We start from the raw sequence: 18,263 nt of genomic DNA, 5'->3' as shown, positions 1-18,263 counted from the left end.
TCGTTCGTCAATCGTGGACACGTGTCTCGGCGCCGCCGTCGGCCGACGAGCGCAGGAGGGCGTCGATGAGCTCGACCGAGCGCGCGGCGACGTCGACCCCCGAGTTGTTGTGGGTCGCGGCCCCCGTGATGAGGTCGATGAATCGGGCGGGCGGCTCGAGGCACTCGTACTCGCCCTCACCCTCGGCGATGACGACGTGCTCGCGCTCGCCGTCGTAGCGGCTCAGCGTCACGCGCTCCCGCTCGACGTCGATCATGAGCACGCCCTCGGTGCCGAAGAGGCGGATGTCGACCTGGTACTTGTCGCCGTCCGCGAGGGTCGCGGCGCCGCTGAGCGACCCGAGCGCGCCGTTGTCGAAGCGGACGACGCCCGCGTCGAAGAGGTCGACGGGGGTGCCGGCATCCATGACCCGACCTGCGACGGTCGCCGCGCGCAGGCCCGTGAGCCAGAACAGGAGCGCCGTCGAATGCGTCACCTGGCCGTGCGCGTAGCCGCCGCCGCGCGCGGGGCTCGACCACGTCGTCGGGTCGGGGGCCGTCCGCGAGTTCCACCGCTCGAGCATGTGGGTGGGGTCGCTTCCGAACAGGCCCCGCGTCGGCGAGGCCATGTGGCACAGCGCGTACTGGATCTCTCCGATGCGGCCGGCCGCGAGCATCCGCTTCGCCGCGACCGTGAACGGCTTGTAGTTCCAGCCGTACGGCACGAGGAAGACGGTGCCGGCCCGCTCGGCGCGCGCGACGAGGTCCCACGCCTCGTCGGCGTGCAGCGTCATGGGCTTCTCGCACAGGACATGCAGGCCCCGGTCGAGGGCCTGCGCGGCGAGCGGATGATGCAGATCGTGCGGTGTCGTGATGACGACGGCGTCGAGGCCCGCGTCGAAGAGCTCGTCCGAGGATTCGGTCGCGAAGCCGAAGCCGAATCGGTCGCGGATCTCGGGGAGATCAGGTCCGAGGCCGCACACGCCCACGAGCTGGACGTCGTCGCGCGCCGCGAGCAGCGGGAAGTGGTTGCTCGTCGCCCACCATCCCGCGCCGATGGCCCCGACGCGCACGCGCGTCGTCATGTCCAGGCCCATGTGCGGAGGCCGTCGCGGGCGCCGACCGCGACCCGGCCTGCCGCCGCGAGCCTCTCGAGGTTGCCCGTCACGGGGAAGATCAGGTAATCCGCGGCCGACGGCTCCCACGGGCCGAGTGCTCCCGCGACGCGCCGGATGAGCTCGAGCGTCGTGAGGCCCGTCCGGGCCGCGCGCAGCTCGGCCGAGACGACCTCGTCGATCCGGTCGGTGTAGGCGAGGGACGTCTCCAGGAACTCGGCGACGGCGGCACCCTCGTAGACGGGATAGTGCGCCGTGAGGAGCAGTTCGGCGTCGAGAGCCGCGAGGGCGTCGATCGTGCGGACGTAGTCGGCGGTGTCGCGATACGTCGGCGGGAAGGCGGGCGCGCCGTCGGCCGTCGGCACCGTCTCGCCGAGGACGGCGTCCGAGATCACGAGGGCCGCGTTGCGCTCGTCCCACAGCGCGAGGTGCCCCGGCGAGTGGCCCGGGACGGCGAGCACCGTCACGCGGCGATCGCCGAGGTCGAACACCTCGCCGCCGTCGAGCGCGCGCGCGACCGGCACGAGCCCCGTCGACGCCCGCACGAAGGCTGTCGTCTCGGGCGGATCGTCGAACCCGTCGGGCTCGGCGAACTCGCCGTAGCGGCCGCGGATCAGCACTTCGACGTCCTCGGTCATCGCGACGTCGGCGCGGCCCGCGAGGAACTCGGCGTGCGGTGCGACGGCCGCGAGCGCGGCGTTGCCGCCCGTGTGGTCGAAGTCGCAGTGCGAGCTGACGACCCACCGCAGCCGCGCGAGGTCGAACCCGATCGCATCGAGGTAGGGCAGGAGGGTTCCCGGGACGCTCTCCGCGATCCCGGTGTCGAACAGGAGGGCCCCCTCGGGGCCCTCGAACAGGTGCATCGCGATGAAGCGCTCGCCGAGCGGCGCCTCGATGCGGTGCAGCCCGGGGCGGAGCTGCATCAGAGCTCCCACGTGCCGTCCGAGACGAGGTGCAGTCCCGTGCGGTGCGAGCGCACGTGCGGGCCCTCGGGGGTCGCCCACGAGCCCGCCTCGCGGCTGCGCGCGATGAGACCCTCGTCGATCGAGATGCCGATGCCGGGCTGGTCGCCGAGCACGATGCCGCCGTCCAGGACTTCCTGGTCGATCGTCACACCGAACGGCACGCCCAGATCCTGGATCTCGGCGGAGAGGTGGTTCGGGACGGCCGTCGCGGCACCTGCGACGGCGTAGTTGGCGGTGAGCCCCACGGGGCTCACGGGCAGATCACGGCTGTGCGCCGCGATGGCGACCCGCAGGAAGTGCGTGATCCCCCACACGGCGCCGGCCTGCGCGACGTCGACGGCATCCGCGTCGAAGAGGGGCCGGAACTGCTCGAGGCCCGTGAGGTTCTCGCCCGTCGCGACGGCGGCGCGCACCGATGCCGAGAGCCGCGCATGACCCGCGGCATCCCACCGCCGCAGCGGCTCCTCGATCCAGGTGAGGTCGATCGAGCGCTCGACCTCGGTCACGTAGCGGACGGCCTGCTTGAGGTTCCACGACTCGTTGGCGTCGAGCATGAGCGCGGGGCGCGGGGTATTGACGCTCAGGACGTCGGCGAGGATCTGCAGGCGGCGGACGTCGGTCTCGGCATCCCGCCCGCCCTTGAGCTTGCCGCTCGTGAAGCCGCGCTCCGCCATGCCCGTGTAGAAGGCGGCGAGCCGGTCGTCGTCGAGGGCGATGTCGAGGCCCGACGCGTAGCCCGTGACGAAGCGGTCGCCGCCGCCGAGCAGGCGCCACAGCGGCTCGCCGGCGGCCTTCGCCTTGATGTCCCACAGGGCGGTGTCGAACGCGCCGATCCCGCCGAAGGTCGCTCCGGAGTGCCCCGTCTTGAACACGCGCGCGAGCATCGCGTCGTACAGCGAGGCGACCGAGCGCGGATCTCTGCCCTCGAGCGCGGGGAAGATGCGGTCGAGGTCGTGGTGCGATCCCATGCCGACGCCTTCGATGCCCTCGTCGGTCTCGAGGATCACGAGCGGCACCTCGGTGATGCCCGATGCGATGAAGCCGTTGGCGTCGCCCACGGGGCGCCCCCAGTCGTGGCGCGTCTGCAGCGTGCGGTATCCCGTGATCTTCATATCGCCCTTGACTCTCGATCGAGTGGATCTAAAACAGCATACATCACATGTATGGCGTGTCGCGAGAGAACCCGCTCGGTTCGGGATGCCGCGGGCTACAGTGGCGCCATGAGTGACGAGCCCCGAGGCCTGCGCGAGAACCGAGCGCCCTTCGACCGCATCGGGGTCGCGGTGCTCAACGAGCTCGTCGAGATGATCGTCTCGGGCCGCGTCCAGCCCGGCGACACGCTCCCGCCCGAGGCCGTCCTCAGCCAGCAGTTCGGCGTCAGCCGCACCGTCATCCGCGAGTCGATGAAGCGGCTGCAGGAGAAGGGCATGGTCACCGTCGCGCAAGGGCGGGGCACGCACGTCAACGAGATGAAGGCCTGGAACTTCATCGACCCGCTCGTGCTGTCGTCCCTCATCGGGCACGACGACGCGCTCGGGATCCTCGACGACCTCAGCGTCGTGCGCGGTGCGCTCGAGTCTGCGATGGCAGGCGCCGTCGCAGGCGCCGCCACCGACGAGGGCATCGAGCGGCTGCGCGCGGGCCTGCAGGACATGCGCGACACCATCGAGGACTCCGAGGCCTTCCGGCAGGCCGACATCCGCTTCCATCACGCCGTCATGGAGCTCTCGGGCAATCTGCTCGCCGAGAACATCGCGCTCGTGCTCTTCGACCGCGCGCTCGAGAGCACTCGCTATCACGGCGTGGATCCCGAGCACGCCTTCGAGATGACGATGGACGAGCACGAGCGGATCCTCGAGGCGATCATCGCGGGGGATGCCGCCGCCGCGCGCCGCGCGATGGACGAGCACATCCTCGGCTCGTGGGAGCGGCGGCGCATGCCGACACTCAAGCGCGGCAAGGACTGAGCCGCGCGGCATCCCGTCCCCGGTGTGCCCGGCCGACCCGCAGCTGCGCCCGGTGCCGACGCGACTCGAGTAGGTCAGAGGCGCTGGTGCTTCGGGAGCCGGACCAGGAGCAGCAGGACGAGCCCCGCGGCGAGCACGATGACGATGCCCAGGATGCCGAAGTGCGTCGCGCCGAAGACGCCGATGAACAGCGCCCACAGCAGCGGCGAGAGGAAGCTCATGACGCGACCGGTCGTCGCGTAGAGGCCGAAGATCTCGCCCTGCATGCCGACCGGAGTCAGGCGGGCCAGCAGGGCGCGGCTCGATGCCTGCGCGGGTCCGACGGCGGCCGAGAGGATGATCCCGCCGATCCAGAAGACGATCTTGCCCTCTTCGCGGAAGATGAAGACGAACAGGGCGCTCGCGATGAGCAGCGAGAGCGCCGAGACGATGACGGCGCGGGCGCCGAAGTGGTCGTCGAGCCAGCCGGCGGCGATCGTCGAGACGCCCGCCACGAGGTTGAGCGCGATGCCGAAGAGGATCACCTCGGTGGGCGAGAAGCCGAACGAGACGGCCGCGAGCACGCCGCCGAAGGCGAAGACGCCCGCGAGCCCGTCGCGGTAGACGGCGCTCGCGATGAGGAACCAGAAGGTCGGCCGGTGCTCGCGGAAGAGTGCCGCGATGTCCTTCACGAGGATCACGTAGCTGCGGAAGAACGGCACGCGGTCGCGGTCCTCGCGCGCGGGCGCTTCGGGCACGTTGAAGACGAACGGGAGCGCGAAGACGATGGTCCACACCGCCGCGCCGACGGCGATCAGGCGGTACGCGAGCCCGTCCGACACGTCGAGCCCGAACCACTCGAACTGGTTCAGCACGACGACGAGGACGAGGGCCAGGATGCCGCCGATGTAGCCGAGGCCCCATCCGAGCCCCGACACCCGCCCGATCGTGCGGGGCGTCGAGACCTGCACGAGCATCGCGTTGTAGTTGACGCCGGCGATCTCGGAGGCGATGGAGCCCAGGGCGACGATGATCGCGCCGAGCCAGAAGAACGCCGGCTCTGCGTAGACGAAGAACAGCGCGAACTGCAGCAGTGCGAGCACCGCGGTGCCGCCGATCACCCAGCGCTTCTTGTTGCCGAGCGCGTCGGCGCGCTGACCGAGCACGGGAGCCAGGAGCAGGATCAGGATGCCGGCGGCGAACGCCACCCAGCCGTACCACTCTGCGAGATCCGAGAGGCCCTGGCAGTACGCCGTTGCTGCGTCGGCGGCGCGCGAGCACACGAGCCCGCCGTCGGCGTTCTGCGCCGCGACGTCGGCGGGGAGGAAGCTGTCCGAGACGAGGTAGAGCGAGACGAAGACGAACGTCAGGATGACGGAGTTGAACGGCTGCGTCGCCCAGTCCCACAGCGCCCACGAGTAGACCTGCCGGCGCGGCACGCGCGTCTCGGTGAGATCCGTCGCGCGGATGACCCCGTCCGAGAGCACCGGCTCATGGATGGGCGGCGGCTCGTGCCCGTCGGGGGCTGCGGGGCTCATGTCGGTCACGCTAGGGTCCTCCGGTGAACGCCGGGTTGCGCCGGCGCGTGCACCGCGCCATCGCGATGCCAGCCCAGGCTAGTCCTGTGCGCCCACCCTCACTCCGCCACGGGGCCGGTGATCCGGATGATGACCCTCTCGCGAGGCGCTCGCTGCAGGCGGCGCGTCATCCGCTGCAGCGCGACGATGGCGCGGAACGGGAAGCCGTACTTCGCGGCGAGCGCGGCATTGCCCGCGGCGTCGTCGCTGTCGAGGCGCGCCGAGGCCGCGACCGTCACGGCGTCGGAGGCGATCTTCCCCGCGCGATCGCAGGGGCGGAGCGTCACACGCTCATCGCGACGCAGGCGCTTGACCTTGCCGGTCGAGCGATCCGTCGTGACGACGAGCTCGTCGCCGTCGGCTGCGATCCACACGGGCGTCGCGACGACCGTGCCGGTGCGGCGATAGGTCCCGAGCGAGACGTACGTGCTGGCGGCGACCTGCGACCAGGGGTCGGTTGCGTGCATCATCCGACCGTAGCCGGGATCCGCCGTGCCCCAGTCCGGCGGGGTGGGGAGGAGGATCGGCCGGATGCCGGGATGTCGACGGTGAGCACTCCCGGACGGCCGACATGCGCGCCCTGCCTCCCCCGACCCGCGCGCCTCTCAGGCGGCGGTGACCCGGCATCAGCCGCGCGACAGTCGCAGGACGATCGCGGCCGGCATCCGCTTCACGATGACGCGGAAGAGGGGCTTGGCGAGTGCCGCCGCCTCGGGGGAGCCGACGATCCGGGGTGCCGAGGTCGTGTGCCGCGCGCCCTTCCAGGTGAGGTCGGCGGAGTCCGCCGCGACGACGTTGCGGGCCCAGTTGGTCTTCGGGCCCCAGGGCAGGCCGATCAGGACGAGCGACGGATCCACGGTTGGCACGATCGCGACGGGCGTGGAGTAGGCCGTCCCGCTCTTGCGCCCGCGGTGGTTCAGGACCGCCCACAGCGGAAACCCGCGGCGACCCGCGAGTGCCCTCGCGATCGGCTCGGTCGCCTTCACGAGCGCCCGGGGCGGGCCGCCTCCCGGCTGCCGTGCCGAGACACCGCGCAGACCCGTGCCGCCGGCCAGTACGTCGCCGAAGTGGTACGAGAGCACGGCAGCCATCGCCACGGCGCCGGCCGCCGCTGCGACGGCTTCACTCCGAGAGCGGATGCCGCGCCGCAGGAGGAGCGCTCCCGCGATCGCATTGGCGGCGCTCCAGCCGACGTTGACGAGCGGTGGCGACATGCCCACGCCGGGCGGGTCGGCGAAGGGGCTGGGGAAGGGCCTCCCCTGGACGCCGCTCACGCCGTGCGGGACGGCGTTGACGAGCAGCGCGGCGCCGAAGGCGCTTCTGACGACCCTCTTGACCGACACGCGGCAAGACTACGTCGAACCCACCGCCCGATGGGCGGTCCGTCGTGGGAGTACCGATGCCCTCATCCGCGCCGACCTGCAATGCCATGATGGGCGTATGCCAGCGCACGTGGAACGTGCCGAGCTGCCGGGCATCGGCGTGCGGCACGACATCAACACCGAGGCGGGCCGCCGTCTGTCGGTCATCAACTTCCGCGACGGAAGCCGCGAGCTCGCGATTTCGGACGAGGACGACCCGGACCGCGCGGAAGAGACTGTCGCGCTGACCGACGACGAGGCCACCGCTCTCTCGGAGGTGCTCGGCGGCTCGCTGATCCTGACGCAGATCGCCGGCCTTCGAGATCAGCTCGCGGGGCTCTACATGGAGCAGATCCCCGTGCGCGCGGATTCCCGCTATGTCGGGCGGCCGCTCGGCGATACGCATGCCCGGACGCTGACGCGCTGCTCCATCGTCGCCATCGTGCGCGACGATGGCGTGGTGCCGTCGCCATCGCCCCAGGACGTGTTCGATGCGGGCGACTCTCTCATCGTCGTCGGCACGCGCGAGGGCCTGGACAAGCTCGTCCGCATCCTCAACGAGAGCTGAGCCGCCATGGACGACGGCGCCCTCGTCCTGATCGAAATCGGCGCGCTCCTGTTCGGCATCGGACTCCTCGCGCGCCTCGCGGCGCGTCTGGGCATCTCGCCGATCCCGCTCATCCTGATCGGCGGCCTCGCCTTCGGCGAAGGCGGGATCCTGCCGATCACGCAGGGCGGGGAGTTCATCGAGATCGGCGCCGAGATCGGCGTCATCCTCCTGCTGCTGCTGCTCGGCATCGAGTACAGCCCCGACGAGCTCGTCGGAAGCCTGCGCCGTTCGCGCATGGCCGGACTCATCGACATGCTGCTGAACGCCCTGCCCGGTGCCGCCCTGGCGCTCCTGCTGGGTTGGGGTCCCGTGGGCGCCGTCGCACTCGCGGGGATCACGTGGGTCACGTCGTCGGGGGTCGCGGCCAAGATGCTGCACGATCTCGGGCGCCTCACGAACCGCGAGACGCCGGTCGTGCTCTCGATCGTCGTCATCGAGGATCTCGCGATGGCGTTCTACCTGCCGATCCTCACGGCGCTGCTCGTGCGCATGGACCTCGGCGGCGGAACCCTCAGCGTCGCGCTCGCGCTCGCGGTCGTGGCGGTGATCCTCTACATTGCGCTCCGGCACAGCGCGACCGTGTCGAGACTTGTCTGGTCGCGCCACGCCGAAGTGCTGCTGCTGTCGGTGCTCGGCCTCGCCGTGCTCGTCGCGGGGCTCGCAGCGCAGGCGCACGTGTCGGCCGCCGTCGGCGCCTTCCTCGTCGGAATCGCGATCTCGGGTCCTGCCGCGGAGCACGCCGAACGGGTGCTGACGCCGCTGCGCGACCTGTTCGCCTCGGTCTTCTTCCTCTTCTTCGGGCTCTCGACCGACCCGCGCGACCTCGTCCCGATGCTCGTGCCGGCGGCCGCGCTGGCGATCGCCACGATGGGGACGAAGGTGCTGACGGGCTATCTCGCGGCGCGCAGCGCCGGGATAGGCGAGGCCGGGCGCTGGCGCGCGGGCTTCGCGATCACGCCGCGCGGCGAGTTCAGCATCGTGATCGCGGGGCTCGCGGTCGCAGGCGGGCTGGACAGGTCGCTCGCGGCGCTCGCGACCGCGTACGTCCTCATCACGATCATCACGGGCCCGTTCATCGCGCGGATCCCCGACACGCGGTGGTTCGCACGCTGGGCGAAGCGGGTCCAGTCCGACCGCCGTGCGCGGCTCGCGTCGGCGTCCTCATCGTGACTCCGAGCCGCGGGCCCGCCATTCGCGTTCGAGGATCGCGAAGTGCCCCGTGTCGGTCCACTCGTCCTTGAGCCACATGTGCTCGACGAAGTGGCCCTCGTGCCGCATCCCGAGACTCCGGCAGAGGGCGACGGATGCCGCGTTCCGCGGGTCGAGCTCCGCGAACACGCGGTGCAGGCCGAGCTCGCCGAACGCGAGGTCGAGCACGAGCGCGGCGGCCTCGCGCGCGTAGCCCTTGCGGTGGTGCCGGGGGAGCATGATCCAGCCGATCTCGCCCGTGTCCTCGACGCTCGCGATCGTGAAGTACATCGTGCCCAGGAACGTCCCGTCCCGCTCGCGGATCGCCGGCTGGATGAAGTCGCCCGCCGACGCGAGACGCGTCGCCGCGGCATCCCTCCGCAGCGCTTCGCGCACCTGCTCGAGTGAACGCGGCTCGTAGAGCAGGTAACGGCAGACGGCGGGGTCGGACTGCATCTCGTGCAGCGCCTCGAGGTCGGCGTCCCGCAGCAGGTCGAGCGTCACCCGCTCGCCCTGCACGGGGTGGAAGTCCCATGGCAGGCCCATGCGATCATCATGGCGGCCCTAGCGTGGAGTCATGGACTTCGACTTCGGCGCGCTGTCGCGGCATCCCGATGTCGAGGCTCCCGAGCTCGTCGCGGCCGACGCCGCCGACCGCCTGCTGCTCGACGAGGCAGCGGAGGCCCTCGCGGCCGCGCCGCCGGAGACGGTCGCGGTCATCGGCGATGCCTACGGCGCGCTGACCCTCGGCGCCGTCGCGCGGCACGGGGTGCGCGGCATCCGGGTCCATCAGGACGCCCTCTCGGGTGAGCATGCGCTCGCGGCCAACGCCGGGCGCCTCGGCATCGCGCAGGACTGGCGGTCGCATGATCTCGACGCGACTCTGCTCGCCGGCGCAACGCTGGTGCTGCTGCGCCTGCCGCGGTCGCTCGACGCCCTGAGCGAGATCGTCGAGGCGATCACCCGGTACGCGGCACCCGATGTGCGGGTGTTCGCGGGCGGCATGGTCAAGCACATGGCCGTCTCGATGAACGACGTCATGCGCGCGGGCTTCGGCCGGCTCGACGTCACGCACGCGCGGCAGAAGGCGCGCGTGCTCATCGCCGCCAAGCCCCTGCCGGGCGCCGCGCAGACGTGGCCGAAGACGAGGACGGATGCCGCGACGGGCCTCACCGTCGTCGCCCGCGGTGCCGCGTTCGCGGGTGCGACAGTCGACATCGGCACGCGCTTCCTGCTCGAGCACCTCGACGGCGCGCCCGACGTCGACGAGGCGATCGACCTCGGCTGCGGCACGGGCGTCATCGCCGCGTGGCTCGCGCGGGCGCGGCCGGGGCTGCGCGTCGTCGGGACAGATCAGTCCGCCGCGGCCGTCGCCTCGGCCCGCGCGACGGCAGCTGCGAACGGCGTCGCGGACCGGGTCGAGGTCGTGCGCGACGACGCCCTCTCGTCGCGCCCCGACGACAGTGCGCGGCTCATCGTCCTGAACCCTCCGTTCCACATCGGCGCGACGGTGCACCGCGGGATCGCGCTCAAGCTCTTCGCCGATGCGGGCCGCGTGCTCGCCCCCGGCGGCGAGCTGTGGGCCGTGTGGAACGCGCACCTGAAGTACCGGCCCGACCTCGAGCGGCTCGTCGGGCCGACACGGCAGATCGCGCGGGACCGTACGTTCACGATCACTGCATCCACCGCTCGCTGAAAAGTTGATATGAGTCGGCTCAAGTTCATTTGACGCCGCGAGCGAGACGGTTTAGCCTTGAGTCATCGCGGCTCAACCCCTCGGCAGGCTCGAGGCAGGCGCCGGCCGCGAGCACGACTTCCGCAAGACCCTGGGGTGCGGCATCCGCTCGCCCCGCAAGAAGGAGAGATACACATGGCACGTGCTGTTGGAATCGACCTCGGTACGACCAACTCGGTCGTGAGCGTCCTCGAGGGCGGCGAGCCCAAGGTCATCGCGAACGCCGAGGGCTTCCGCACGACCCCCTCGGTCGTCGCATTCACCAAGGACGGCGAGGTGCTCGTCGGCGAGACCGCCAAGCGCCAGGCCGTCACGAACGTCGACCGCACCGTCTCGTCGGTCAAGCGCCACATGGGCACCGACTGGAGCTTCGGCGTCGACGGCAAGAAGTGGACGCCGCAGGAGATCTCCGCGCGCATCCTCCAGAAGCTCAAGCGCGACGCCGAGCAGTACCTCGGCGACACCGTCACCGACGCCGTCATCACGGTCCCGGCGTACTTCAACGACGCCGAGCGCCAGGCCACGAAGGAGGCCGGCGAGATCTCGGGCCTCAATGTTCTGCGCATCATCAACGAGCCCACCGCCGCGGCGCTCGCCTACGGCCTCGACAAGGGCAAGGAGGACGAGCTCATCCTCGTCTTCGACCTCGGTGGCGGCACGTTCGACGTCTCGCTTCTCGAAGTGGGCAAGGACGACGACTTCTCGACGATCCAGGTGCGCTCGACGGCGGGCGACAACCGCCTCGGCGGCGACGACTGGGACCAGCGCGTCGTCGAGTACCTCATCAAGCAGTTCAAGGACCAGACCGGCGTCGACGTCTCGAAGGACAAGATCGCGCTGCAGCGCCTCAAGGAGGCCGCGGAGCAGGCGAAGAAGGAGCTCTCGTCCTCGACGAGCGCGAGCATCAACCTTCCCTACCTCTCGCTGACCGAGAACGGCCCCGTCTCGCTGTCCGAGACGATCACGCGCGCCAAGTTCGAGGACCTCACGAAGGACCTCCTCGACCGCACCAAGAAGCCGTTCGAGGACGTCATCCGCGAAGCCGGCATCAAGGTCGCCGACATCGACCACGTCGTGCTCGTCGGCGGTTCGACGCGCATGCCCGCCGTCAGCGAGCTCGTCAAGCGCGAGGCCGGCAAGGAGGCGAACAAGGGCGTCAACCCCGATGAGGTCGTCGCCGTGGGCGCAGCCCTCCAGGCCGGCGTGCTGAAGGGCGAGCGCAAGGACGTCCTGCTCATCGACGTGACCCCCCTGAGCCTCGGCATCGAGACCAAGGGCGGCATCATGACGAAGCTCATCGAGCGCAACACGGCCATCCCGACCAAGCGCAGCGAGACCTTCACGACGGCCGACGACAGCCAGCCGTCCGTCGCGATCCAGGTCTTCCAGGGCGAGCGCGACTTCACGCGCGACAACAAGCCGCTGGGCACGTTCGAGCTGACCGGCATCGCGCCGGCTCCGCGCGGCATCCCGCAGATCGAGGTCACCTTCGACATCGACGCCAACGGCATCGTGCACGTCTCCGCGAAGGACAAGGGCACCGGCAAGGAGCAGTCGATGACGATCACGGGCGGCTCGTCGCTGCCCAAGGACGACATCGAGCGCATGGTGCGCGAGGCCGAGGAGCACGCCGCCGAGGACAAGAAGCGCCGCGAGGCCGCCGAGGTGCGCAACCAGGCCGAGACGCTCGCGTACTCGATCGACAAGCTCATCAAGGACAACGACGACAAGCTGCCGACCGACGTCAAGGAGTCGGTCCAGGCCGACGTCGACGCGCTCAAGGCCGCTCTCGCCGGTGACGACGACGACGCCGTGAAGACGGCGTTCGACGCCCTCGGCCAGAGCCAGAACAAGCTCGGCGAGGCGATCTACGCGTCGTCGCAGGCTTCGCAGGCGGCTCCGGATGCCGCTCCCGACGGCCCGTCCGACGAGCAGGCGCCGTCGAACCCCGACGAGGACGTCGTCGACGCCGAGGTCGTGGACGACGAGGACGACAAGAAGTAACCATGGCGAACAAGGACTTCGAGAACGAGGTCCCCGGTGGCGAGGACCCGGAAGCGCAGGCTTCCGGGTCCGACCCGCAGGAGGACCAGGGTGAAGAGCTGACGGTCGACGACATCCTCGGCTCGGCTCAGAACGCGGATGCCGCGGCCGAGGACGCCGTGCTCGCCGACCTCGAGTCGGCGCTGCTGAACGACCTCAAGCGCCTGCAGGCCGAGTACGCCAACTACCGCCGGCGCACCGAGGAGCAGCGCGAGATCGAGGTGCAGCGCGCGAAGGGCGAGGCCGTCAAGGGCCTGCTCCCCGTGCTCGACGACCTCGACCGCGCCGCCAGGCACGGCGATCTCGTGGAGGGCTCGCCCTTCGCGCAGATCGGCGAGAAGGTGCGCGCCGTCGCCGAGCGCCTGGGTGTGACCGCCTACGGCGAGGCGGGCGAGGTCTTCGACCCGCAGCAGCACGAGGCGATCTTCCAGGCCCCCACCCCGGGCGTCGAGGTGCCGACGGTGCTCGAGGTCGTCGAGGTGGGCTACCGCCTCGGCTCGGTCGAGCTGCGACCCGCGAAGGTCGTCGTCGCCGTCCCGGCGGAGTGACGCCCGAGAGGAGCACGCATGGCCAGTCAGGACTGGTTGGACAAGGACTTCTACAAGGTCCTCGGAGTCTCGAAGGACGTCAGTGACGCCGACCTGAAGAAGACGTACCGCAAACTGGCGCGCACGCATCACCCTGATTCGAACCAGGGGGATGCGGCCGCCGAGGCGAAGTTCAAGGAGATCAGCGAGGCCTACTCGGTGCTCTCCGACGCCGAGCAGCGCAAGGAGTACGACCAGATCCGCGCGATGGGCGCGGGGGGTGCGCGCTTCACGGCGAGCGGCCAGGGCGCGGGCGGCTTCGAGGACGTCTTCTCGATGTTCGGCCAGGGCGGCCGCGGCGGACGTGCGCAGCCGGGCGACTTCGAGGACATCTTCCAGATGTTCAACCAGCAGCAGGGCGGCACCTTCGGCTCGGGGCGCTTCGGCCAGCCGAGCGGCGGCTTCCGCGGCTACGGCGGTCCGACGCGCGGCTCGGACGTCACGGCGCGCACGACGATCGACTTCCTGACGGCGACGCGCGGCGAGACCATCACGCTGCAGGGCGAGGACGGCAAGCCGTTCAAGGTCAAGATCCCCGCCGGCGTCTCGGACGGCCAGAAGATCCGCCTGCGCGGCCGCGGCCGCCCCTCACCCGACGGCGGGGAGGCGGGCGATGTCGTGGTCGCGGTCGCGGTGCGGCCGCACCCGGTCTTCTCCCGCGAGGGGCTCAACCTGCGCGTCACAGTGCCGGTGACCTTCACCGAGGCCGCGCTCGGCGCGACGATCGAGGTGCCGACGCTCGGCGGCGATCCCGTCCGCCTGCGGGTCGCCCCCGGCACGCCGTCGGGGCGCGTCCTGCGCGTCAAGGGGCGCGGCGTCGAGACGGCCAAGGGCACGGGCGACCTGCTCGCCGAGGTCCAGGTCGCGGTGCCTTCGCACCTCGACGACGCGGCCCGCGAGGCACTCGAGCGGTTCCACGCCCTCGAGCCCAAGGAGAACCCGCGCGCCGACCTCATGACGAAGGCGCGCGGCTAGGAACCATCGTGCGCGAGATCAGGAGGTTCGGCGAGATGGCGGGCGGCATGGGCCGCCTGCGCTCGCCGAACCTCGTGTTCCGGCAGGCAGCGGCGAGAGGTGGGTTGGATGGCTGAGCAGCAGCAGTTCGACGAGGACGCCCCCATCTTCGCGATCGCCGTCGCGGCGGAGCTCTCGGGCATGCACCCGCAGACCCTGCGCCAGTACGACCGCGTCGGGCTCGTCGTCCCCGCGCGCACGCAGGGCGGATCCCGCCGCTACTCCCTGCGCCACGTGCAGCAGCTGCGCGAGGTCGCGCGCATGTCGGCCGACGGCATGAGCCTGCCCGCGATCGCCCGCATCGTCGAGCTCGAGGACCGCGTGCGCGAGCTGCACCTGCGCGTCCGCGACCTCGAGGAGCGCGTGCGCGGCGAGCTCGACCGCCGTCCCGGCGCGCGCGTCTTCGCCGCCGGCGCGACGGGAGCCGTCGTCACGCTGCGCCACGGCACGCGCCTGCGCCGTGCGACGGAGGTCGTGCTGTGGCAGCCGCGCCAGCGGATCGAGCAGAGCACGGTGGAGCCGGGCACGACGGATGCCGCAGCCGACGCCGAGGCGGACGACGAGGGTCGCTGACGACCCACGGGCCGGGCCCGCCGGGATCCGATCCGGATCGCGGCCGTGCCGGACCCGCGCCCGCCCGAATCCCGTCCCGGCTCACGCCCTCCGTGCGCGCGAGATCACGAGGGCGATTCCGACGAGGACCATCGCGAGCGCTCCGAGCGGCACGAGCGGCGGGATGCCGCCCCCGCCCGTCGCGGGGAGCGGGCGCGCCGACGCCGTGTTGTCGAGCGCGAGCTGGGCGGGGTCGTTCTCACCCGTCACCGAGACAGGCAGGACGACGCGTCCGTCCTCATCCGGTGTGAGCACTTCGCCGTTCGCGGACCACACCGGTGTGCCCCAATCCACTCCGGGAACGCTCGGGAGCTCGCCTTCGCGCACCTCGAGGATCGATCCCACGGGGAAGTACGGCGAGACGACCGCGACATTCGGGACGAGGTCGATGCGCGTCTGCGCTTCGCCGTCCCACCACCAGTCCATGGGGAACGTCGTGCCGGCGGGGAGTGCGGATGCGCCATCCCCCCGCACCGTCTTGACGACCGACCAGCGGGTCAGCTCGACCGCCGTGTTGGTGACCTCGAGGACGGGCGTCTCGCCGAAGCCGATGACGACGGCGCTCGATGGGCTCCACACCGTCTCGGCCCATTCGTAACCCGGCGGCAGCATGGAGGCGTCCGGCTCGGCCTCGGCGAGGTCGACGATCGTGCCGATGGGGAACTCGAGCGGGTCGCCCGCCTCATCGAGGGGTCCTGCCGGGGTCCCGTCGGCGGGCAGGGCGAAGCTGCCCGCCTGGTTCTCCGCGCCGGGCACGTAGGCGACGTAGTCGACCGTGAACGAGTCGGCGAGCAGGTCGTCGGCATCGATGCCCACGATGCTCTTGGTCACCTGGAAGGTGCCCATGATCTGCAGCGGGTTGTTCGTGAGCGTCGAGTTCACCGTCGCCTCCGCACCCTCGCCGATGACGAGCTGGCCGGGGACGAACGCCGGGGCGAGCCAGGACACGCCGCGGAGGGCAGGTGCGGGCAGCTCGGCGAGGTCGATGACCGTGCCGAACGGGAAGGTGCGCGCCGTCCCCTCGGCGTCGAGGGGACCCACGGGTGTTCCGTCGCCGGGCACGCGGATGGTCCCGCGCTCGACATCGCCGGTCGGCAGCGTCGCGGTCCAGCCGACCGTGTACACGAGGCCCTCGACGATGGCAGAGCCGTCCAGAATGCCGGCGAACGACTTCGACACGGTGAACGTGCCTTCGCGCAGCGCATTGACGACCTCGATCCCGAGATCGCCCGTCTCGGGCAGGGGGATCTCGACGATCGCCGTCTCGATCGGTCCTGCGCCTTCGAAGTGCTCCGGCCGGTACTCCGTCACCGTCCCGTCCTCGGCCGTGACGCGGATGACCGGGACCGCCCAGTCCGCCGGGTCGACGGGCGTGCCGTCGAGGGTGGGGAGGAGTTCGGCGAGTTCGAGGATGTCGGCACCCGACTCGAGGTCGTCGAGAAGCTGCGGGTCTCCCACCGGGAGTGCCCGCGTCGTGCGCGAGCCCGGCGGATCGGTGTTGTAGCTCACGGTGTACGCGAACGAAGGATCCGAGGCCTCGGCGGTCGCGGACTTCACGATCGTGATGGTGCGGTCGTCCTCCACGGGTGCGACCGCGTTGTTCAGCTCGACCTCGACCGTGCCCGTGCCGGTGATGACGAACGTGCGCCCGGGAGACCAGTGCGCACCCTCCCATTCGTACCCGTCCGGCGGGTCGATGCCCGTAAGGTCCTCCGTGAGGTCGATGCGCGTGCCGAGAGGGAAGTCCTCTCCTGCCTCGACGACGGTGCCGTCGAACGGCAGGACAAGCGTGCCGGCTGCGATCTGCTCGCCGCCGAAGCGCGCGATCCAATCGACCGGCACGCTCGCGGCCGAAGGCGGACCCGCCTCGCCGCCGGAGAGGTCGACGATCGACTTGGCGATGCTGAAGGTGCCCGTCTGCTCGGTGGCGGTATTGGTCAGGACGACCTCTGCGACCCCCGCGCCGATCGTGAGAGGGTCGGGGCTGACGGAGGCATCCCCCCACTCCCAGCCGGGGATGTCCTCGGGGACGATCTCTTCGAACTCCACCGTGGTGCCGAGCGGGAACTGCTCGTCCGCCGGGACGGGCGTCCCGTTCGCGGGCACCTCGAGGGAGCCCGTCGAGATCACGGCGCCTTCGGGATCGCGCGCGACGTAGTTGACCGTGAACGTGGTCCCCGGCGGCAGGTCGTCGGCGTCGATGCCCGCCAGCTCCTTGCTGATCTCGAAGGTGCCGCTGTCGGCGACGCAGGGGACCTCGCCCGCGAAGAGGAACGAGTGCGCCTCGCCGCCGAGCAGCGTGACGTCCTGCCCGATGATCTGGCCGTCGAGCGGCGCGGCGTCGACGGTCACCGAGGCGTTGGGCGCGTAGATCGACCCGTCGATGCGGGCCTGGGCCGCCGTGACGGTCACGTCGCCGGTGAGCTGCGAGAGGTCCCACAGCATGTACGGAGAGTAGGCGCCCTGCGGGTCGGCCCGCGCCCCGATGACTTCGGTCGTGCCCGGGGCGACGCGGATCACGAGCGGGTTCGAGACGCCCGGCGCGGGGCCCTGCGAGAACTGGATGAGCGCGGCTCCGGCGATGTCGGCGTAGTCGACGATGTTCGGCTGGTCCTCGCTGAGCGGCGCGAGCACGACGCGGTCACCCGCATCCTCCGCGACCTCGACGGGGTATCCGATGCCCCCGATCGGGTCGGCGATGTCGTCGAGACAGCTCTGCGCCTCTTCCCAGGACGCATCGGCGTTCGCCTCGACATAGTCCGCGACGGCGGTCGGCGACGTGTCGGCGGTGTAGATGCTGCCGTTGCCTGCCGCGCCGGCGGGGGGAGTGGAATCCGCGGGGTACTGCTGATGCGTCGAGTCGATGAGGGGGGTCTGATCGACGTTCGCGGGGTTCGTGTTGAGGCGCAGCCAGTCGGACCGCTCGAACGCCCTCCAGGGCCCGTCGCGCTCGACCATCTTGAGGGCGCCGAGGAGCGAGGGCTCTGTCGTGCCTGCGCTCGTGATCTCGAGGATGCCTGTGCTCGCGGGGCTGTAGCTGCCCACGAGCAGACGCGTGGGGTCGCCGTCGACGACGGGGAGGTCGTAGTCGCCCGTGCCCGCGACGACGTGGATGATCGCGTACTGGCTCGCGCCACTGGGTGCGAAGGTGGCCGAGCCGCCCGCCGCGATGCTCCCCTCGGTCTCCTGGTTCTTCAGCAGCGCATCCTCGCGCGCGTAGATCGTGAACCCGCCGCCGAGCGAGAAGGGGTTGACCGTCTCGGGAAAGGCTGCCGCGGCTGGAGCGGGCTCGATCGTCGTGGCAACGACGAGTCCTGTCGTGGCGAGCACAGCGGCCGTCAGCCCGGCGACAAGGCGACGGACCGGGTTCTCGAGGTGGGGCATTCGGTCGCTCCTCCCGCCGGCACAGGACGCAGGAATCAGGATGCCGGCTCGTTCAGTACCCTACAGGCGCCGTTTCCGCCGGCGGCCTGGCCGCCCTTTCTCGGCGGGCCTGCCACGGGTCATGCGGTGGCGCGAGCCGGCGGATGCC

At 71.0% G+C, this 18,263-nt stretch carries 16 protein-coding genes; 8 read left to right on the top strand and 8 right to left on the bottom strand.

The window, feature by feature from the left end; translation table 11 throughout:
- Positions 1 to 7 precede the first annotated feature (7 nt).
- The 3 genes from MJ607_RS11890 to MJ607_RS11880 are packed head-to-tail and all read right to left on the bottom strand — an operon-like array spanning position 8 to position 3,170.
- The gene (locus MJ607_RS11890; RefSeq protein WP_243075816.1) at positions 8 to 1,063 is read right to left on the bottom strand and encodes a Gfo/Idh/MocA family protein; all 1,056 of its coding nucleotides are present in this window, start codon (positions 1,061 to 1,063) and stop codon (positions 8 to 10) included.
- The gene (locus MJ607_RS11885; protein ID WP_243075815.1) at positions 1,060 to 2,016 is read right to left on the bottom strand and encodes an MBL fold metallo-hydrolase; all 957 of its coding nucleotides are present in this window, start codon (positions 2,014 to 2,016) and stop codon (positions 1,060 to 1,062) included. The genes MJ607_RS11890 and MJ607_RS11885 overlap by 4 nt, the downstream gene beginning before the upstream one ends.
- Positions 2,016 to 3,170: a mandelate racemase/muconate lactonizing enzyme family protein gene (locus MJ607_RS11880; protein WP_243075814.1), complete on the bottom strand. Its 1,155-nt coding sequence runs from the start codon at positions 3,168 to 3,170 to the stop codon at positions 2,016 to 2,018. The genes MJ607_RS11885 and MJ607_RS11880 overlap by 1 nt, the downstream gene beginning before the upstream one ends.
- A gap of 108 nt (positions 3,171 to 3,278) precedes the next feature.
- Between MJ607_RS11880 and MJ607_RS11875 the strand changes: the two genes are divergently transcribed.
- The gene (locus MJ607_RS11875) at positions 3,279 to 4,025 is read left to right on the top strand and encodes a FadR/GntR family transcriptional regulator (RefSeq protein ID WP_243075813.1); all 747 of its coding nucleotides are present in this window, start codon (positions 3,279 to 3,281) and stop codon (positions 4,023 to 4,025) included.
- 74 nt (positions 4,026 to 4,099) lie between these two features.
- Here MJ607_RS11875 and MJ607_RS11870 read toward each other — a convergent pair whose 3' ends face one another.
- The 3 genes from MJ607_RS11870 to MJ607_RS20220 form a co-directional block, all read right to left on the bottom strand.
- Positions 4,100 to 5,542 carry an MFS transporter gene (locus MJ607_RS11870; protein WP_243075812.1) on the bottom strand — a complete coding sequence of 481 codons (1,443 nt, stop codon included), beginning with the start codon at positions 5,540 to 5,542 and terminating at the stop codon, positions 4,100 to 4,102.
- A gap of 98 nt (positions 5,543 to 5,640) precedes the next feature.
- On the bottom strand, positions 5,641 to 6,048 hold the full coding sequence (locus tag MJ607_RS11865; protein ID WP_243075811.1) for a PPOX class F420-dependent oxidoreductase: 408 nt from the start codon (positions 6,046 to 6,048) through the stop codon (positions 5,641 to 5,643).
- 159 nt (positions 6,049 to 6,207) lie between these two features.
- On the bottom strand, positions 6,208 to 6,924 hold the full coding sequence (locus tag MJ607_RS20220) for a nitroreductase family deazaflavin-dependent oxidoreductase (protein WP_243075810.1): 717 nt from the start codon (positions 6,922 to 6,924) through the stop codon (positions 6,208 to 6,210).
- Here MJ607_RS20220 and MJ607_RS11855 point away from each other — a divergent pair.
- Positions 6,914 to 7,510: a cation:proton antiporter regulatory subunit gene (locus MJ607_RS11855; protein WP_243075809.1), complete on the top strand. Its 597-nt coding sequence runs from the start codon at positions 6,914 to 6,916 to the stop codon at positions 7,508 to 7,510. The two genes, MJ607_RS20220 and MJ607_RS11855, sit on opposite strands and share 11 nt — an antisense overlap.
- 6 nt (positions 7,511 to 7,516) lie before the next feature.
- Complete coding sequence (locus MJ607_RS11850) at positions 7,517 to 8,722, top strand: cation:proton antiporter (RefSeq protein ID WP_243075808.1); 1,206 nt, start codon at positions 7,517 to 7,519, stop codon at positions 8,720 to 8,722.
- On the opposite strand, the gene MJ607_RS11845 is transcribed toward MJ607_RS11850, so the two are convergent.
- Positions 8,714 to 9,286, bottom strand: a complete 573-nt coding sequence (locus MJ607_RS11845) for a GNAT family N-acetyltransferase (protein WP_243075807.1) — start codon at positions 9,284 to 9,286, stop codon at positions 8,714 to 8,716. The genes MJ607_RS11850 and MJ607_RS11845 overlap by 9 nt on opposite strands.
- A 31-nt stretch (positions 9,287 to 9,317) precedes the next feature.
- On the opposite strand from MJ607_RS11845, the gene MJ607_RS11840 reads away from it, so the two are divergent.
- The 5 genes from MJ607_RS11840 (at position 9,318) to MJ607_RS11820 (ending at position 14,692) form a co-directional block, all read left to right on the top strand.
- Positions 9,318 to 10,436, top strand: a complete 1,119-nt coding sequence (locus MJ607_RS11840; protein WP_243075806.1) for a class I SAM-dependent methyltransferase — start codon at positions 9,318 to 9,320, stop codon at positions 10,434 to 10,436.
- 174 nt (positions 10,437 to 10,610) lie between these two features.
- A complete protein-coding gene (dnaK, locus tag MJ607_RS11835) occupies positions 10,611 to 12,479 on the top strand; it encodes a molecular chaperone DnaK (RefSeq protein ID WP_243075805.1) in 1,869 nt (622 codons plus the stop codon).
- 2 nt (positions 12,480 to 12,481) lie between these two features.
- A complete protein-coding gene (locus MJ607_RS11830; protein WP_243075804.1) occupies positions 12,482 to 13,066 on the top strand; it encodes a nucleotide exchange factor GrpE in 585 nt (194 codons plus the stop codon).
- Between the two features lie 18 nt (positions 13,067 to 13,084).
- Positions 13,085 to 14,080, top strand: a complete 996-nt coding sequence (locus MJ607_RS11825; RefSeq protein ID WP_243075803.1) for a DnaJ C-terminal domain-containing protein — start codon at positions 13,085 to 13,087, stop codon at positions 14,078 to 14,080.
- 108 nt (positions 14,081 to 14,188) lie between these two features.
- Complete coding sequence (locus MJ607_RS11820; protein ID WP_243075802.1) at positions 14,189 to 14,692, top strand: heat shock protein transcriptional repressor HspR; 504 nt, start codon at positions 14,189 to 14,191, stop codon at positions 14,690 to 14,692.
- An 81-nt stretch (positions 14,693 to 14,773) separates the two neighbouring features.
- On the opposite strand, the gene MJ607_RS11815 is transcribed toward MJ607_RS11820, so the two are convergent.
- Positions 14,774 to 18,115, bottom strand: a complete 3,342-nt coding sequence (locus MJ607_RS11815; RefSeq protein ID WP_243075801.1) for a DUF5979 domain-containing protein — start codon at positions 18,113 to 18,115, stop codon at positions 14,774 to 14,776.
- Positions 18,116 to 18,263 lie beyond the last annotated feature (148 nt).

It is taken from the genome of Microbacterium sp. SS28, from assembly GCF_022761035.1.
GTDB lineage: Bacteria > Actinomycetota > Actinomycetes > Actinomycetales > Microbacteriaceae > Microbacterium.
Note: the sequence above shows the minus strand (reverse complement) of the source record. Positions and strands in the feature narration are given on the sequence as shown.